15 protein-coding genes are annotated in these 15,310 nt (G+C 61.2%); 3 read left to right on the top strand and 12 right to left on the bottom strand.

The genetic code is table 11. The features are described from left to right. Positions 1-110: 110 nt before the first annotated feature. From BM413_RS15205 to BM413_RS15185, 5 genes are all read right to left on the bottom strand, one after another. On the bottom strand, positions 111-1,484 hold the full coding sequence (locus BM413_RS15205) for a HAMP domain-containing sensor histidine kinase (RefSeq protein ID WP_091914448.1): 1,374 nt from the start codon (positions 1,482-1,484) through the stop codon (positions 111-113). Then, positions 1,471-2,148: a winged helix-turn-helix domain-containing protein gene (locus tag BM413_RS15200; protein WP_091914446.1), complete on the bottom strand. Its 678-nt coding sequence runs from the start codon at positions 2,146-2,148 to the stop codon at positions 1,471-1,473. The genes BM413_RS15205 and BM413_RS15200 overlap by 14 nt, the downstream gene beginning before the upstream one ends. A gap of 70 nt (positions 2,149-2,218) precedes the next feature. Beyond that, complete coding sequence (locus tag BM413_RS15195; RefSeq protein ID WP_175544333.1) at positions 2,219-2,719, bottom strand: tyrosine-protein phosphatase; 501 nt, start codon at positions 2,717-2,719, stop codon at positions 2,219-2,221. A 109-nt stretch (positions 2,720-2,828) separates the two neighbouring features. Next, the gene (locus BM413_RS15190; protein WP_091914441.1) at positions 2,829-3,623 is read right to left on the bottom strand and encodes a COG4705 family protein; all 795 of its coding nucleotides are present in this window, start codon (positions 3,621-3,623) and stop codon (positions 2,829-2,831) included. A 38-nt stretch (positions 3,624-3,661) separates the two neighbouring features. Continuing rightward, complete coding sequence (locus BM413_RS15185; RefSeq protein WP_091914439.1) at positions 3,662-3,919, bottom strand: hypothetical protein; 258 nt, start codon at positions 3,917-3,919, stop codon at positions 3,662-3,664. A gap of 254 nt (positions 3,920-4,173) precedes the next feature. Here BM413_RS15185 and BM413_RS15180 point away from each other — a divergent pair, with 254 nt between their 5' ends. Next, the gene (locus BM413_RS15180) at positions 4,174-4,806 is read left to right on the top strand and encodes a methyltransferase family protein (RefSeq protein WP_091914437.1); all 633 of its coding nucleotides are present in this window, start codon (positions 4,174-4,176) and stop codon (positions 4,804-4,806) included. A gap of 563 nt (positions 4,807-5,369) precedes the next feature. On the opposite strand, the gene guaA is transcribed toward BM413_RS15180, so the two are convergent. The 4 genes from guaA to BM413_RS15160 all read right to left on the bottom strand — a co-directional run bounded on the left by guaA (position 5,370) and on the right by BM413_RS15160 (position 9,531). Then, positions 5,370-6,932, bottom strand: a complete 1,563-nt coding sequence (gene guaA / locus BM413_RS15175) for a glutamine-hydrolyzing GMP synthase (protein ID WP_091914595.1) — start codon at positions 6,930-6,932, stop codon at positions 5,370-5,372. A 112-nt stretch (positions 6,933-7,044) separates the two neighbouring features. After that, positions 7,045-7,677 (bottom strand): 5'-methylthioadenosine/S-adenosylhomocysteine nucleosidase, encoded by a 633-nt coding sequence (locus tag BM413_RS15170; protein ID WP_091914435.1) that lies wholly within the window; start codon positions 7,675-7,677, stop codon positions 7,045-7,047. A gap of 4 nt (positions 7,678-7,681) precedes the next feature. Further along, positions 7,682-8,140, bottom strand: coding sequence for a PaaI family thioesterase (locus BM413_RS15165; RefSeq protein WP_091914433.1), 459 nt, complete (start codon positions 8,138-8,140; stop codon positions 7,682-7,684). A gap of 101 nt (positions 8,141-8,241) precedes the next feature. Beyond that, positions 8,242-9,531, bottom strand: coding sequence for an RsmB/NOP family class I SAM-dependent RNA methyltransferase (locus BM413_RS15160; protein WP_091914431.1), 1,290 nt, complete (start codon positions 9,529-9,531; stop codon positions 8,242-8,244). 188 nt (positions 9,532-9,719) lie between these two features. Here BM413_RS15160 and BM413_RS15155 point away from each other — a divergent pair, with 188 nt between their 5' ends. Continuing rightward, positions 9,720-9,950, top strand: coding sequence for a hypothetical protein (locus BM413_RS15155; protein WP_091914429.1), 231 nt, complete (start codon positions 9,720-9,722; stop codon positions 9,948-9,950). A 94-nt stretch (positions 9,951-10,044) separates the two neighbouring features. On the opposite strand, the gene katG is transcribed toward BM413_RS15155, so the two are convergent. After that, positions 10,045-12,234, bottom strand: coding sequence for a catalase/peroxidase HPI (katG, locus tag BM413_RS15150; protein WP_091914427.1), 2,190 nt, complete (start codon positions 12,232-12,234; stop codon positions 10,045-10,047). A gap of 320 nt (positions 12,235-12,554) precedes the next feature. Here katG and BM413_RS15145 point away from each other — a divergent pair, with 320 nt between their 5' ends. Then, positions 12,555-13,469, top strand: a complete 915-nt coding sequence (locus tag BM413_RS15145) for a hydrogen peroxide-inducible genes activator (RefSeq protein ID WP_091914425.1) — start codon at positions 12,555-12,557, stop codon at positions 13,467-13,469. A 3-nt stretch (positions 13,470-13,472) separates the two neighbouring features. On the opposite strand, the gene hisG is transcribed toward BM413_RS15145, so the two are convergent. Both hisG and BM413_RS15135 read right to left on the bottom strand, forming a co-directional pair. Next, the gene (gene hisG / locus BM413_RS15140) at positions 13,473-14,171 is read right to left on the bottom strand and encodes an ATP phosphoribosyltransferase (protein WP_091914423.1); all 699 of its coding nucleotides are present in this window, start codon (positions 14,169-14,171) and stop codon (positions 13,473-13,475) included. Then, positions 14,168-15,286 (bottom strand): ATP phosphoribosyltransferase regulatory subunit, encoded by a 1,119-nt coding sequence (locus tag BM413_RS15135; RefSeq protein WP_091914422.1) that lies wholly within the window; start codon positions 15,284-15,286, stop codon positions 14,168-14,170. Before BM413_RS15135 ends, hisG begins: the two co-directional genes overlap by 4 nt. Positions 15,287-15,310: the final 24 nt, after the last annotated feature.

Below are 15,310 nucleotides of genomic sequence, written 5' to 3'. Positions count from 1 at the left end.
GTGTCGCCTCACTTCCAAAATTCGCAAAGAAAATCTCCTTCGAACCCGTCGCAATTCCACCGCCTTTTTCCCGGTAATCGCCCGCAAGCTTTCCAAACGGATCACCTGCTCTACCCAGGCGACGATCTGGCCATCGGAAAACTGACCGCCACGGCGAGACCAGGGTGACGGTTTTCAAGCGAGACGGACGCTCCGTGCAAATCCCCAATTGCCTTGACCAAGCTGAGTCCGAGACCGCTGCCAGGCGTCGATCGGCTATGATTCAGACGGTAGAGCCGTTGGAACACCTTTTCGCGTTCTGCGTCCGGAATTCCGGGGCCATCGTCGTTGACACTTGCAACAATGCGGTCATCTCGTCTGGTGACTGACAATTCGATGGCCGTGCCTTGGGGACAATGTCGAAGTGCATTCTCGACCAGATTGGCAAACAGCTGGGTCAACAGTTCCCGATCTCCGAGAATGCGCCCTGCCCTTTCGTCGGGAATCGTCGCCAAAAGCGATTTGCCGTCGTCTTCGGCAACGTCGGTGTAGATTTCAGCGATGGTCTTGATGACCTCATTGAGGTCGACTTCGGTGAAGCGTTCCTTGCGCGCGCCGGCCTCGATCTGGGTGATGCGCAGGAGGGCGTCGAACGTCTCGTTGATCTGAAGGCTTTCCGCACGCGCCTCCACCAGATCGTCCGAAACCGCGCTCCCCGACGCTGCCTTTTCCGATGCGGCTTCCAGGATCATCTGAAGGCGGTTCAGCGGTGTCTTGAGATCGTGAGCGATGTTGGCGCTGACATTCTTCATACCGTCAACCAGCGCAGAAAGGCGTTCGAGCGCCGCATTTACCTGACGCGAGACATCGTCGATATCGTCGCCGTTTCCTAGCAAGGGAATGCGGGCGTCGAGCCGTCCATGGGACACATCCACCATGGTCGCGGCAATTCCATCGAGGCGGCGCTGGATGCGCGATGCGAGCAAGGCTCCGCCGGTAATCGCCAGACCGGTAATTATCAGCGTCGACCAGCCAAAGCTCATCAGCATGATCGACTCCAGCTCTTCGGTCTCCGAAAGGCTACTGGCAACGATCAAATTATTTTCGCCGACCGGGCCGGAATAAGCCCTGAACATGGTTCCTGAAGGCGCTCCAGCCGCGACCCCATCAAACATCGAAAAGCCGCGGGGAAAATCTCCAGCAGAAAAATTTCCTGCCAAATGTTTGCCATCCGGACCCGTCAGCGAGAAAAGCTGATCCTTTTTCGGGCTGAGTTGCGCGTGGTTGTCGACACTGGACACAAGATCTTCGAGATCGCCTCCGGCATAGGTTGCCGACACGACCGCGTAGGTTTCCATGATGGACTGGTCCAGCCTGTCCGCGAGATTGGCGCTCATCAGCCGATAGACGACAGCGCCGGAAAGGACGAAGGCAAGCACGAACAGGAATGCGAAGGTCAATGCCAGCCGGAAAGGCGTGCTGCGAAGCAGGCTAAAGCGGCGCATGCAAGCTGTAGCCGGTGTTGCGGACAGTGTGGATAAGCTGGGTGTCGAATGGCTTGTCGACCTTGGTGCGCAGGCGGCTGATATGTGTTTCGACCACACTGGTCCTGGGATCGAAATGAAAATCCCAAACGCGCTCGAGCAGCATCGTCCGCGTGATGATGCGTCCTTCACCGCGCATCAACACCTCCAGCAACCTGAATTCCCGCGGTTGAAGGTCGATCGCCTGACGCTGCCGCACCACGCGCCGCGTGATCAGATCCATTTCGAGATCGGCAACCCGCAACATGGTTTTCTGGTCCTGCGCTGGCGGCCTCCGGCCAAGAGCATTTATGCGGGCCAGCAGTTCCGAGAACGCGAAAGGCTTGACCAGATAGTCGTCTCCGCCGGCTTCAAGCCCTTCCACGCGATCGTCGACACCGCCCACCGCGGTCAGAAAGATCGCCGGCGTGCGAACGCCGGCCGCGCGAACCGCCCGGATCATCGACAGACCGTCCAGCCCCGGAATCATCCGATCCGCCACGATCACGTCATAGGCGCTGCGGGTTGCGGCAAAGAGCGCGTCATGGCCGTTTTGAAGCAGGTCGCAGATATGTCCGGCCTCCGTCAGCCCCCTGACGATATAGTCGGCCGTTCTCTGGTCGTCCTCAACGAGAAGAAGTCGCATCCCAGCTCCGCCCTACTGCCGGCACATCTCAAAACCTAGCGCTTGCGCAACAATATATCCATCCATCGCGCTACGACCTGTGAAACCCCAGCAACGGCTCCATGAGTTCGAAGGTCCGATCCATCGCGTATGTTCCCACGAACGGGATCGCGACATGGCCAAACCAGAGCGAAAGCTGCCCTTCGGATCTTTCCTCTCCTGCCTGAGCGATCGCAGCGAGGTAGAGCGCTGCCGCCAGGCCGCTTCGGTCGGACCCCGCCCGGCAATGAATGAGCACGGGCTTGGGCACAGACTTCATCAGATCGATCAATGCCAGCGAGCGGTCGGGCGTCAATTCCTCGCGAGCCGACATGGCAAAATCGATATGCTGGATGCCGAGATTTTTCGCGGCCTCAATCTCGGCATTGTACCATGCACTGCCTGTGCTCTTGCCGCGCAGATTGATGATCGTCGCAATATGATAGTGATCACGATACGTCCTGATTTCGTCGGGCGTCGGCTGCGCAGCCCGATAGGCCTCGCCGACAACGATTGCGTGGAAATTATCGTTCAGGTGAGTGCTAGCAAGCACGCAGCCGACAATCACAGCCGCGCCTATGAGCAGAACACACCAAGTATTGGCCCAACTTTGCCGCGATAGCCCCATGTAATCGTCTTTCTGACTGACGGATGACCAGCTTTCATTCGGTTTCAAGCAGGATCGCGTCGGCTTCGTCGGAAGCCCTCTTCAGTGTCATGTAGACAACGAGGGCAATGATGCAGCCAAGGAAGATCAGACTGGTAAAGGTGGTGCCGAAGCCAAGTCCGCCATATTCGGGCGGCTGCGAAAGCAGATCGCCGAACGAGGCGCCAAGCGGCCGCGTCAGGATATAGGCGAGCCAGAACGCCAGGATGCCGTTTAGTTTGAAGCCATAGTAAGCCAGAGCGATAAGCGCGATGACGCCGCCGAACATCAGGCCGGTGGTGAGGTAACCCATGTTGAAGGTTTCAGCGACCAGATCGCCGGCGGCAGTACCCAGCGAAAACGTCAGCAGTATAGCCAGCCAGTAGAAAATCTCACGCTTGGTCGTGAAGATGGTGTGGATCGACAGCGTTCTCTCGCTGGCATACCAGAGCGCGAATGTCGCGGCGAGCGCGACGCTGAACGCAATGGTCGTCGTTTCAAGCCGGACGCCGAAATTGTCGACGAGATTGTCGGTGATCAGTGTACCGACAACGCTGATGAGAACGACGGCCAGCCAGTATGCCCAGGGCACGTAACGCTTCTGGGCAAACTGCAGGATAAGCGCGACAATCAGTATGCCGGTCATGATCAGCGAGGTGGCGGTCAGCCCGAGGCCAAGATTGACGGCAAGATAGTCGGCCGCCGTTTCGCCCATGGTCACCGCCATGAGCTTTATCAGCCAGAAGTCGGCTGTGACATTGGGAACCCGATTGACGGCCGGCGCAACACCTTGGGTGGCTGGCAACAGCATGGCGGTATCCTCTCTTTGAAGATGGTGCCCGATCGGGCCTACTTGCCCATGATTTTCATGGCCTGCGCGAAGAATTCGTCGGCGCGTTTGTCGTCATCGGCGTTGCAGCGCTCGATACCCTTGGTCTCCAGTTCGGATACCTTTGTCTTGTCGGCATCGCTGAGTTTTGCGGCAGCCTCAGCCGCCCGCACATCCTTGAGCACGTTTTCGCAAGGCGCAGGAGCCGCGAACGCCGACGAAACCGGATTGGCAATTGCAATCGAGCCAAGCGCGATGGCGAGAACCAGGTTTTTCATAAGATATTCCTCGTTTGACGCCGATGTCACCGGCGCTGTCCATTGAACTCCGGCAGATGCGAAACCTGCTGGCATCAGGACGATAGGAGGTGGATTTCACACCGGCCTGTCCGGCGATTTACAAATTCGTAAGAATGCGCATCACAAGCCGAAAATCTCTTGCGACTGCCTCGCTTTGGGCACACAGGAAACATAAAGAGCGGCGACGGTCGGAAATCGCGGCATCCAAGGCGCCAGAAGGTGAAGAGCTCAAAATGACTTCCGCTTCCCTAAATCCAGCGCCAAAGCCGTTCGACCAGCGCAAGCGCATGGTCGTTGTTCGTGTCGCAGCTTTGATGGCGGTGTTGCTTCTGCTCTTCGCCGAGCCATTCCTGGCCGAGGGGTCGCAGGCGCATGAATTCGTGGAAATGTTCGGCCTCGGCCTGGTGCTCATTTGTGTCGGCGGCCGACTTTGGAGCACGCTCTACATCGGCGGCAGAAAGAACAGCGAGTTGATCTCGATGGGGCCGTTCTCGATGACGCAGAACCCCCTCTATTTCTTTTCCACGCTCGGCGCGCTCGGCATCGGGCTGATTTACGGATCGGTCCTGGCTGCCCTGGCCCTTGGTCTCGCCAGCTTCATCGTTTTTCGGGTGACGGCGGGAAAGGAGGCTGAATTTCTTTCGGGAAAATTCGGTGATGCCTATGAAGCCTACAGGCGCAAGACACCGCGTTTCTGGCCAAACCCGTTGCTCTTTCAAGACAACGCCGAAAGGCAATTCTCAACGCATGCCTTGAAACGCACCTTCTATGACGGCCTCTTTTTCCTGGCTCTCTTTCCGGCAATCGAGACGATCGAGTATCTCAGGATGAACGGCTTTCTGCCGAAGTTGTTCGTTCTCTTTTGATCCGCGTGAGCTTCTGATCTGCGGACGCATCAGGCGACGGCTTGGGCGTCGCTGAGGGACATCATTCCGGCTCCTGTTTCGAGCGAAGGACATCCCCGCTAACAGGCGCCCGAAGTGTCGGACTGGCCGCTGCAATCACCGCGCAGGCGCAGGCTGCAGCGGCGGCACGCTATGCATAACCGATCCTGGTGGTTTATGGCACCAAGCGAGCAGTCTGACCAAAATCTGCGCATGAGAAGTGGTGAGCTGTAGATCGCGATAAAAGCCGCGATGTCACTGCCGGATTCGTACAAACTATCGCCGCGCAGCTCCATCGTCTCGGCCGGCATCCCGTCATGAGCAAACACCCCGTGACGCAAAAAAGTACCGTCACGAGCCTCATTGGTCGTGACGGTACTTTGAAAAACTCACTCGAGCAATATAGGGAGGTCCGTCAGACAGGCCGCCAAAGCCAAACACTCCCCGCCGATAGCCATCGATTGACTTCGACAGGTTTTTTGTTTGTTTTCAATAGCTTGTTTCGTAGCCTAGCGTTTTCTTGGATACGTCCGGATAGGCCTGAATCATTCCCACTCGATCGTGCCGGGCGGTTTGCTGGTCACGTCGTAGACGACGCGGTTGATGCCGCGCACTTCGTTGATGATGCGGGTGGCGGCGCGGCCGAGGAAGCTCATGTCGTAGTGGTAGAAGTCGGCGGTCATGCCGTCGACCGATGTCACCGCACGCAGCGCGCAGACGAATTCGTAGGTGCGGCCATCGCCCATCACGCCCACCGTCTGCACCGGCAGCAGCACGGCAAATGCCTGCCAGATGGCGTCGTAGAGACCGGCCTTGCGAATCTCGTCGAGATAGACGGCGTCCGCCTCGCGCAGGATTTCGAGCTTTTCGCGGGTGACGCCGCCGGGGCAGCGGATGGCGAGGCCCGGGCCGGGGAAAGGATGGCGGCCTATGAAATGATCGGGCAGGCCAAGTTCCTTGCCGAGCACCCTCACCTCGTCCTTGAACAATTCGCGCAGCGGCTCGACGAGCTTCATGTTCATGCGGTCGGGAAGGCCACCGACATTGTGATGCGATTTGATGGTGACCGACGGGCCGCCGGTGAAGGAAACGCTTTCGATGACGTCGGGATAGAGCGTGCCCTGCGCCAGGAACTCGGCGCCGCCGAGCTTCTTTGCCTCTTCCTCGAACACCTCGATGAACAGGCGGCCGATGGTCTTACGCTTGGTTTCGGGATCGGCCTCGCCCTCGAGCGCGCCGATGAAGCGGTCCGCCGCATCGACCAGGATCAGCGGCAGATTGTAGTGCTCGCGGAACATGGCGACGACATCGGCCGCCTCGTTCTTCCGCATCAAGCCGTGGTCGACGAGAATGCAGGTGAGCTGGTCGCCGACCGCTTCATGGATCAGCAGCGCAGCAACCGAAGAGTCGACGCCGCCGGAGAGCGCGCAGATGACCTTGCCCTTGCCGACCTGTTCGCGGATCGAGGCCACCGCCTTTTCGCGGTAGGCGGACATGCTCCAGTCGCTCTCGATGCCGGCGATCTTGTGCACGAAATTGCGCAGCAGCTTGGCGCCGTCGGGCGTGTGCACCACTTCGGGATGGAACTGGACAGCGTAGAATTTGCGCTTCTCGTCGGCGATCGCTGCGAACGGCGCACCGGCCGAGGTGCCGATGACGCGAAACCCCTTGGGGATATCGGTGACGCGGTCGCCGTGGCTCATCCAGACCTGATGGCGCGTGCCCTTGGCCCAGACGCCTTCGAACAATGCACTGTCGTCCTCGATCTCCAGGAAGGCCCGGCCGAACTCACGGTGGTGACCACCCTCGACCTTGCCGCCAAGCTGGGCGCACATCGTCTGCTCGCCGTAGCAAATGCCGAGAACCGGGATGCCGGCCTGGAATATCGCGTCCGGCGCTCTCGGGCTGCCGATGTCGATGGTGGAGTGAGGACTACCGGAAAGGACGACCGCCTTGGGCTGAACGCGCTCGAAGGCCTCGGCAGCCGACTGGAACGGCACGATCTCGGAATAGACGCCAGCCTCGCGGATGCGACGCGCTATCAGCTGCGTCACCTGGCTGCCGAAGTCGATGATAAGGACGGTGTCGGGATGATTGTTGGTTTTCATGGCGAGCATTTAGAGAAAAGAGTGAGTCGGCGCAATGGGTTGCGACAACGTATGAACGATCCGATTCATCGACCTCGCGAATTGATTCATCGCGTTCACGCAAATGACGAGATCAGAGGCGCAGCGTGCCGTTCGACAAGGCATCGCCCAGCTTGCCGACAGCGCCGGCCAGCTTCTCATCGATGACGTGAAGATACTCCGTCCAATCGTTGACATGCTTCAGTTCTGCGGCACCGTCGGATATGCCGCGCAGGCCGATCAGCGGCAGGCCGAACAACTGGCAGGCACGCAATACCGCGAAGGTTTCCATGTCGACCATCTCGGCATCGATGGCGTCATAGGCTGCGCCCGAAACGATCGCCGCACCGGTCGAGAGGCTGGCTTCGCGGATGCCGGGCACGCGCAATGGCAACGGCACGGTTACCGGCAGATCGAGGAACGGCGTCGCGCCCTTCTCGAAGCCGAGCGCGGAGGCGTCCATATCGCGATAGGAAACGGTCGTGGCCTGATAGATCTCGGTCTGCTCGAGGCTGCGGCTTCCGGCAGAGCCGAGCGAAACCACCAGATCAGGCAGAGCATCCGATGCCTTCAACCGCCCCATTTCCGCGCCGAGCATGACGCCAGCCTCTACCGGGCCAACGCCCGTCATGAAGGGCACGAACAGCTTTTTCAGATGCGGTCCGTATTCGGCGTCCACCGCCATCACGAACAGGATTTTCTTGCCACCCAGGCTCGTCAGGGTCATCGGATCAGCCTTCGATGCCGTCACGGCCGGTTATGGTCATCATCGTGCCGGTCATCGTGGCGACGAGCTTTGCCTCGCCATCGGCGGCAAAGGCGTAAGCCTGTCCGTCGGCAACGATGATGGTGCGGCCGGGCTTGGTCACCGAGCCGCGGAACAGGAAACGTTCGCCCTTGCCCGGCGCCAGAAGATTGACCTTGAACTCGATGGTCAACACGGCGGCGTCTTCCGGCATCAGCGAATAGGCCGCATAACCGCAGGCCGAATCCAACGCGGTCGAGATGATACCGGCGTGGAGGAAGCCATGCTGCTGCGTCAGCGCGTCCGAATAGGGCATTTCGATCTCGACGGTGCCCGGCGTAACAACGGTCAGCGTCGCACCAACTGTTGTCATCACCTGCTGCCGGGCGAAAGACGACCTCACCCGTTCTTCATAGTTCGGCGAGGATTCTATCTTCGTTGCCATGACGCCTGACCTTCGCTGCCTCAAAGGCTTATTGCAAACGCTCCGGCTGCAAGCAATCGCCAATGTTGCGGCGCAATAGACTTGGCCGGTCAATCGTCGATCTATTGCCGCCGGCGCAGTGCCGCGAAGAAGAACCCGTCCGTACCGCTGCGTGCCGGCGTCAGCGAAATGCCCATCTCCTTGTCGATGCGCGCAGCATCGGCCTTTCCCGGAAAACCGCGCTCCCAAAGCTCGGTATGATCGACCGGCGCAAAGGCTGCTTCGCGCGCAAGAAAGGCCTCGACCTGATCGTGGTTCTCTTCGTCGAAGACCGAACAGGTGATGTAGACGAGCAGACTACCCGGCTTCACATAGGTCTTTGCCGTGTCGAGAATCGCCGCCTGTTCGCCCTTGCGGACGTCGAGCTGCCGCTGTGTCAGGCGCCACTTCGCGTCCGGGCGGCGACGCCAAGTGCCGCTGCCGGTGCAGGGCGCATCGATCAGCACGATGTCCATGTGGTCCTGGAGGCCGGCCAGTTCGGAGGGCTTGGTGACCACCTGAACATTGCGATTTTCGGAGCGGCGGATGCGGTCGAAGATCGGCGCGAGACGGCCCTTTTCGGAATCATGCGCAAAAATCTGGCCGCGATTTTCCATGGCAGCCGACAGCGCCAGCGTCTTGCCGCCGGCGCCAGCGCAGTAGTCCAGAACCTGCATGCCCGGTTTCGCGCCGGCCAGTTCGGCGGCGATCTGCGAACCTTCGTCCTGCACCTCGAACCAACCCTTTTGAAACGCCGGTTCGGCCTGGACATTGGGGTGACGGCCGCTGCCATCGATGGGGGCAATGCGAACGCCGTTGGCGGCAAGTGCAGTTGGCGCTGCACCGGTCTCGGCAAGCTCTTCCAGCACCTTGGCGCGACTGGACTTCAGCGTGTTGGCGCGCAGATCGAGCGGCGGGCGGGCGGCAAGGGCCGCACCCTCCCCCACCCATTCGCCGTTGAAGGCCCGTTCCAGCAATGGCGCGCACCATTCGGGGCAATCGGCGCGCACTGCATCGGGCGCATCATTCAGGTTGCGCGCAGCGATTGCGCTCAACTCATCCGCGGTCAGCGGCGGCGGGGCGAATTTGTCGCCATCAAGCGTCTGATTGAGCGATTGTGCGGTTTCGCGCCATTCGAGCAGGAGCGCGCCAAAACCAATGGCGCGAGGCGTGTCGTCGCCAACCAGCCATCCGGCAGAGCGTTTGCGGCGCAGACCGTCATAGACAATGTTTCCGATTGCGGCGCGGTCGCCGGCGCCGGCGAAACGATGGGAAAGGCCCCAATCCTTCAGCGCGTCCGCAGCGGGGCGATGCCGCCGCTCGATATCTTCCAGCACTTCAATGGCCGCAGCCAGTCTTCCGCCAAGTCGCATAATCGGTGATCCCTATTTCGGTGTACCCGAGAGAGGGCCTGACTAGCCTTGGGAACGAACAAGCACAAGCCGCACTTTGAAATTTGGTTTCCGCGTTCGCCTCGAACCCGAACCTAAACTTTCTGTAATGCAGGAACGGTCGTGACCTGCCGCTTGTTACAGCCTTTGTTCACATCACAGAGGTTGAAATGAAAAATTTCCTGCTCGCATCTCTCATCGCCGCAAGCGCGGTATTTTCTGTAAACCTGCCGGCGCAGGCAGCCGGCATGACGGTTACCACGACAGAACGGGTGGTCGCGCCGCGTCACCACAAGCCTCAATACCGGCACCATATGGTCCGGCATCATTGTTACACCAAGACGGTCAAGCATCATCGTCATGGCCGCCTGATCGTCGAAAAGGTCAGGGTCTGCCGCTGATAGCTGCTGCTGAAACAATTCAGGCGCGGATCGCTCCGCGCCTGAATTGCCGTCTTGGGAGGACGGTAAGTTCCGTCTTCGGCGATCGCTAACGCTACACAGCCTTCCGCAACGGTTGCGCAGCTTCGAAGCGATCTGCATTCATCACCTTGGTCCAGGCCGACACGAAGTCATTCACGAACTTCTTCTTGGCGTCCGCACTGCCGTAGACTTCGGCATAGGCGCGCAGCTGCGAGTGCGAACCGAAGATCAGGTCGATACGGGTACCGGTCCACTTGAGTTCATTCGTGTGGCGGTCGCGTCCCTCGTATACCCCGTCGGGGCCGGCCAACGGCTGCCACTGCGTGTTCATGTCCAGCAGGTTGACGAAGAAGTCGTTCGTCAGGGTCCCGGGCTGCTTGGTGAAGACACCATGCTTGCTATCGCCGGCATTGGCGCCGAGGACACGCAGGCCACCGACGAGAACCGTCGTTTCGGGGCCAGTCAGCGTGAGCAGTTGCGCCCGATCCACCAGAGCTTCCTCGGGCTTCATGAACTGCCTGCCGCCAATATAGTTGCGGAAACCGTCAGCACGCGGCTCCAGTGGGGCGAAAGAGGCAACGTCGGTCTGTTCCTGCGAGGCGTCCATGCGCCCCGGCGTGAACGGAACCTTCACGTCGACACCGGCATCCTTTGCAGCCTTCTCGACTGCTGCAACGCCGCCGAGAACGATCAGGTCGGCGAGCGAAACCTTCTTGCCGAATTCCTTCTGGATCGCTTCTAGCTTCTGAAGCACCGTCGCCAGCTGAGTCGGCTGGTTGACCTCCCAGTCCTTCTGCGGAGCGAGACGGATGCGTGCACCATTGGCGCCACCACGCTTGTCGGAGCGGCGGAAGGTCGAGGCCGACGCCCAGGCGGTCGAGACCAGCTGCGACACCGACAGGCCGGAGGCGAGAATCTTCGCCTTCAATGCTGCGATGTCCTGATCGTCGATCAGCAGGTGATCCACGGCCGGGATCGGGTCCTGCCAGATCAGCGTTTCCTGCGGAACGAGCGGGCCCTTGTAACGAACGCGCGGACCCATGTCGCGATGGGTCAGCTTGAACCAGGCGCGGGCGAACGCATCCGCGAACTGGTCCGGGTTCTCGTAGAAGCGGCGCGAGATCTTTTCATATTCCGGGTCGAAGCGCAGCGAGAGGTCCGTGGTCAGCATGGTCGGCAGATGCTTTTTCGACGGATCGAACGCGTCAGGCACAGAGGCTTCGGCATTCTTCGCCTTCCACTGCTTCGCTCCAGCGGGGCTCGCCGTCAGTTCCCATTCATGTTCGAACAGGTTCTTGAAGAAGAGGTTGCTCCACTGCGTCGGCGTCTGCGTCCAGGTGACTTCCGGGCCGCCGGTGATGGCATCAGCACCAACGCCCGTGCCGTACTTGCTCTTCCATCCGAGGCCCTGGTCCTCGATGGCGCCGCCTTCGGGGTCGGCACCAACCAGCGAAGGATCGCCGGCGCCATGGGTCTTGCCGAAGGTGTGGCCGCCGGCGATGAGCGCAACCGTCTCCTCGTCATTCATCGCCATGCGGAAGAACGTCTCACGGATGTCCCTGGCCGCCGCGACCGGGTCCGGATTGCCGTTCGGCCCTTCCGGATTGACATAGATCAGGCCCATCTGCACCGCGCCGAGCGGCTCGGAAAGCTCGCGCTCGCCACTGTAGCGTTCGTCGCCCAGCCATGTGCCTTCAGGACCCCAGTAGAGCTCTTCGGGTTCCCATACATCGGCACGGCCGCCGGCGAAGCCGAACGTCTTGAAGCCCATCGATTCCAGCGCAACATTGCCGGTGAGGATCATCAGGTCGGCCCAGGAAATCTTGCTGCCGTATTTCTGCTTGATCGGCCACAGCAGGCGGCGAGCCTTGTCGAGGTTGGCGTTATCCGGCCAGCTGTTGAGCGGCGCAAAACGCTGCTGGCCGGCACCTGCACCGCCGCGGCCGTCGGTGATGCGGTAGGTACCCGCGCTGTGCCACGCCATGCGGATAAACAGGCCGCCATAGTGCCCGAAGTCGGCCGGCCACCAATCCTGCGAATCCGTCATCAATGCATGCAGGTCCTTGATCACGGCATCGAGGTCGAGGGTCTTGAATTCCTCGGCGTAATCGAAATCCTGGCCCATCGGATCGGACAGCGTGGAGTTACGATGGAGCATCTGGAGGTCCAGCATTTCCGGCCACCAGTCGCGGTTAGAGCGTCCGCTGCTGCCGCCCGTGAACGGGCATTTGCCGGCGCTCTTGTCGTCTGTCTTTGCGTCCATGTTTCTCTCCGAACGTGTTCTTTGGATTGTTATGGGGTTCCATCTGGAACCGACTGTAGTGTGTGATCTTCGATCAGCGGTCCTGCAGCGGCAGCGGGCCGCGAGCTAGTTCTGATTGTCCGGAAACAGCGCGACGGCCGAAATGGTGTTTGTCGGTTTCGTCATGGCTTTCGCCTCCCTTGGATTGTCCGGGTTTTGCCGAATCTCAACGACCGGCGGGGCGGTTTCTCGCCCTCGGCCAGTCTGGAACTGTTCCAGATTAGGCCGCGACTTCCATAAAAACAAATTGCCTTTTCTATTTTTATCGATAGCTTTTCCTTATGATAAGACTGACCGTCCGACAGATGCAGTATTTCGACGCGCTCGCCCAAACGCTGCATTTCGGCCGCGCGGCAGAGCTTGCCGGCGTGACGCAGCCGGCGCTTTCCGCTCAGATTTCAGAGATGGAGGAAAGGCTCGCCTGCCGGCTGTTCGAGCGCGGCGGCAAGAGCGTGCGCATGACCGAGGAAGCGCAGGCTCTACTGCCGCGCATCGAGACCATTCTGGCCGATATTCGCGAGGTCGAGACCATTGCGCGGCGCGGCCGGCTTTCCATGGAAGGCCGGTTCCGCCTCGGCATCATCCCCACCATCGCGCCCTATCTGCTGCCGCATGTGCTGCCGGAACTGAAGTCGCGCTTTCCCGCGCTTCAGCTCGAACTGCGCGAGGCGGTGACGGCTTCGCTCGTCGAGGAAACGGCGGCTGGACGGCTGGACGGTTTCATCGCGGCGCTGCCGCTGGATTTTCCGGGGCTGGTCAAGGAAGAGCTGTTTCAGGACCGGTTTTTCCTGGCCGTTGCCGAGAATGACCCCGGCTTCATCGCGCCACCGGTGGCGCCGGACAGTCCGGCGCTGGAGCGGCTGATGCTGCTGGAAGAAGGCCACTGCCTGCGCGAGCAGGCGCTGGCCGTCTGCGGCAATGTCAAGCCCGTGGCGATGGCGAGCTATGGCGCGACCAGCCTGACGACGCTGTTGCAGATGGTGGCGCATGGGCTGGGCGTGACGCTCATCCCCGAAATGGCGACCGGCCCGGCAAACGGCATGCGCGACCTGAAGATCGTGCCCTTCATGGAGCCGATGCCATCGCGCACGGTATGCCTCGCCTGGCGAAGGAACAGCCAGCGCCACGAGGAATGCGTGGAACTGGCCAAGATCGTGCGGGGCCTGCGCGAGGTCGTGCTGCCGCAGGCTGCGTGAGGTTCACACTATACCCGCCACCGCCTCGACGATCGAACGCAGCGATGTCTCGTCATTGGCGCTGCGCGATTTCTTCGAGGCAACGAGACAGGCCTGCGAGCGCAGGATGACGCCGTCCTGAAGTATCTTCAGGTGGTTGGCGCGCAAGGTCGAGCCGGTCGTGGTGATGTCGACGATGACGTCCGCCGAGCCGGCCGCCGGCGCGCCTTCGGTGGCGCCCAGGCTTTCGACGATGCGATAGACCTGGATGCCGTGTTTCTGCGAAAAGAACTGCTGCGTCAGCCGCCAGTATTTCGTCGCGATGCGCAGGCGACGGCCATGACGCTGGCGGAAATCGGCGGCGACATCGTCCAGATCGGCCATGGTGTCGACATCGAGCCAGACATCCGGCGTGGCAACCACGACATCGGCATGGCCAAAACCAAGCCGCGCGGATATCTCGGCGCGCGCTTCCCAATCGACCAGATTTTCGCGCAGCAGGTCCTCGCCCGTAATGCCGAGATCGACGGCGCCCTGCCCGATCTCGCCGGCGATTTCGGACGCCGACAGGAACGCCACCTCGATATCGTCGCGGCCTTCGATGCGGGCGCGGTATTTGCGCTCGTCGCCGGGCAGGCTGACGGCAAGCCCGGCCTTGGCCAGAACTTCCAGCGTCTGTTCCTTGAGGCGGCCCTTGGAGGGGATCGCAAGCGTGATGGTCATGCGGCACCCCGCAGGCGTTCGATGCGGTCGAGCCATACCGAGAAGCCGACGCCGGGAATGGGTTGGGTCGCGCCGAGCAGCGTCAACAGCCGATCGTAGCGGCCTCCGCCGACCAGCGGGCGGTCGTCGCCATCGGCCGTAATCTCGAAGACGAGGCCGGTGTAGTAATCGAGCGGGCGGCCGAAGGCGGCGTCGTAGTGGATCGCCTGCGGCGACAGGCCATGCTCGGCAAGCGCTGCGGCGCGCGCATCAAAATTTTCCAGTGCCGCACCCAGCGATAGCGACGCGCCGGCGGCGAAATCGCGCAGGGCATCTGCTGCCTCATCCACCGGCACGTTGATTGCCAGGAACGCCTTCAGCGCATCGAAGGCCTCGTTCGACAGGCGCACGGCGCGCAGTTCGGCCTTTTCGATCAACCGGCGGGCGATGTCGCCCGGCGTACGGCCGGCCGAAGGCGACAGGCTGGCTGCCTCCATGCGCGTGGCGACATGCGCCGAAAGGCGCTCGAAATCGCCGTCGGCGACCAGCGAGGCGACCGGCTCGGCAAGCGCGTTGTTGCGGGCGGGTGAGGCAAGATCGGCAAGGGCTGCGGCCAGCATCTCGGCGGAGCCGAAGGCGCGGGCAAGGCGCATGCGCCAGCCCCGCGGCAGACCAAGCGCTGCCAGCACCGCCTCGAACACCGCCTGATCGCCGAGCGTTATGCCAAGCTTCTTGCCGGGCAGTGCAAGCTGGAGCAGCGCATGGGCATCGGCCACAGAACGGGCGTCGGCGCGGGCAATGTTGGTGTCGCCAAGGTCTTCGATGCCGGCCTGGAAAAACTCGTTGCCGCCTTCGCGGCGCTGGCGGAAAACCTCGCCGAGATAAGAATAGCGCCGCGGCGTGCCGGACTGGCTGGCGATGTGGTCGAGGCAGACCGGGATGGTGAATTCCGGGCGCAGGCACAGCGTCTGGCCGGTCTCGCTTTCGGTCAGGAAAATGCGGCGGCGCAGGTCTTCGCCGGCCATGTCGAGAAACGGATCAGCCGGCTGAATCACCGCCACGTCGACAGGGTCGGCCTCGCGGGCAGCGAAGAGTTTCAGGAGCTCGGGGGCGATGGCGGGGTAGCGGGAGTTCATGACGCGCGCCGACTTTTCTCCCCC

The organism is Mesorhizobium sp. YR577, assembly GCF_900116595.1.
Lineage (GTDB): Bacteria > Pseudomonadota > Alphaproteobacteria > Rhizobiales > Rhizobiaceae > Mesorhizobium_M.
This window is presented reverse-complemented; position numbering and strand designations above follow the sequence as displayed.

Bases quoted from the DNA above. Each gene is read 5' to 3' on its own strand.
- BM413_RS15135 (WP_091914422.1), bottom strand. From the start codon at position 15,286: ATGAACTCCCGCTACCCCGCCATCGCCCCCGAGCTCCTGAAACTCTTC.
- BM413_RS15180 (WP_091914437.1), top strand. From the start codon at position 4,174: ATGACTTCCGCTTCCCTAAATCCAGCGCCAAAGCCGTTCGACCAGCGC.
- katG (WP_091914427.1), bottom strand. From the start codon at position 12,234: ATGGACGCAAAGACAGACGACAAGAGCGCCGGCAAATGCCCGTTCACG.
- BM413_RS15165 (WP_091914433.1), bottom strand. From the start codon at position 8,140: ATGGCAACGAAGATAGAATCCTCGCCGAACTATGAAGAACGGGTGAGG.
- BM413_RS15145 (WP_091914425.1), top strand. From the start codon at position 12,555: ATGATAAGACTGACCGTCCGACAGATGCAGTATTTCGACGCGCTCGCC.
- hisG (WP_091914423.1), bottom strand. From the start codon at position 14,171: ATGACCATCACGCTTGCGATCCCCTCCAAGGGCCGCCTCAAGGAACAG.
- BM413_RS15185 (WP_091914439.1), bottom strand. From the start codon at position 3,919: ATGAAAAACCTGGTTCTCGCCATCGCGCTTGGCTCGATTGCAATTGCC.
- guaA (WP_091914595.1), bottom strand. From the start codon at position 6,932: ATGAAAACCAACAATCATCCCGACACCGTCCTTATCATCGACTTCGGC.
- BM413_RS15190 (WP_091914441.1), bottom strand. From the start codon at position 3,623: ATGCTGTTGCCAGCCACCCAAGGTGTTGCGCCGGCCGTCAATCGGGTT.
- BM413_RS15155 (WP_091914429.1), top strand. From the start codon at position 9,720: ATGAAAAATTTCCTGCTCGCATCTCTCATCGCCGCAAGCGCGGTATTT.
- BM413_RS15160 (WP_091914431.1), bottom strand. From the start codon at position 9,531: ATGCGACTTGGCGGAAGACTGGCTGCGGCCATTGAAGTGCTGGAAGAT.
- BM413_RS15205 (WP_091914448.1), bottom strand. From the start codon at position 1,484: ATGCGCCGCTTTAGCCTGCTTCGCAGCACGCCTTTCCGGCTGGCATTG.
- BM413_RS15170 (WP_091914435.1), bottom strand. From the start codon at position 7,677: ATGACCCTGACGAGCCTGGGTGGCAAGAAAATCCTGTTCGTGATGGCG.
- BM413_RS15200 (WP_091914446.1), bottom strand. From the start codon at position 2,148: ATGCGACTTCTTCTCGTTGAGGACGACCAGAGAACGGCCGACTATATC.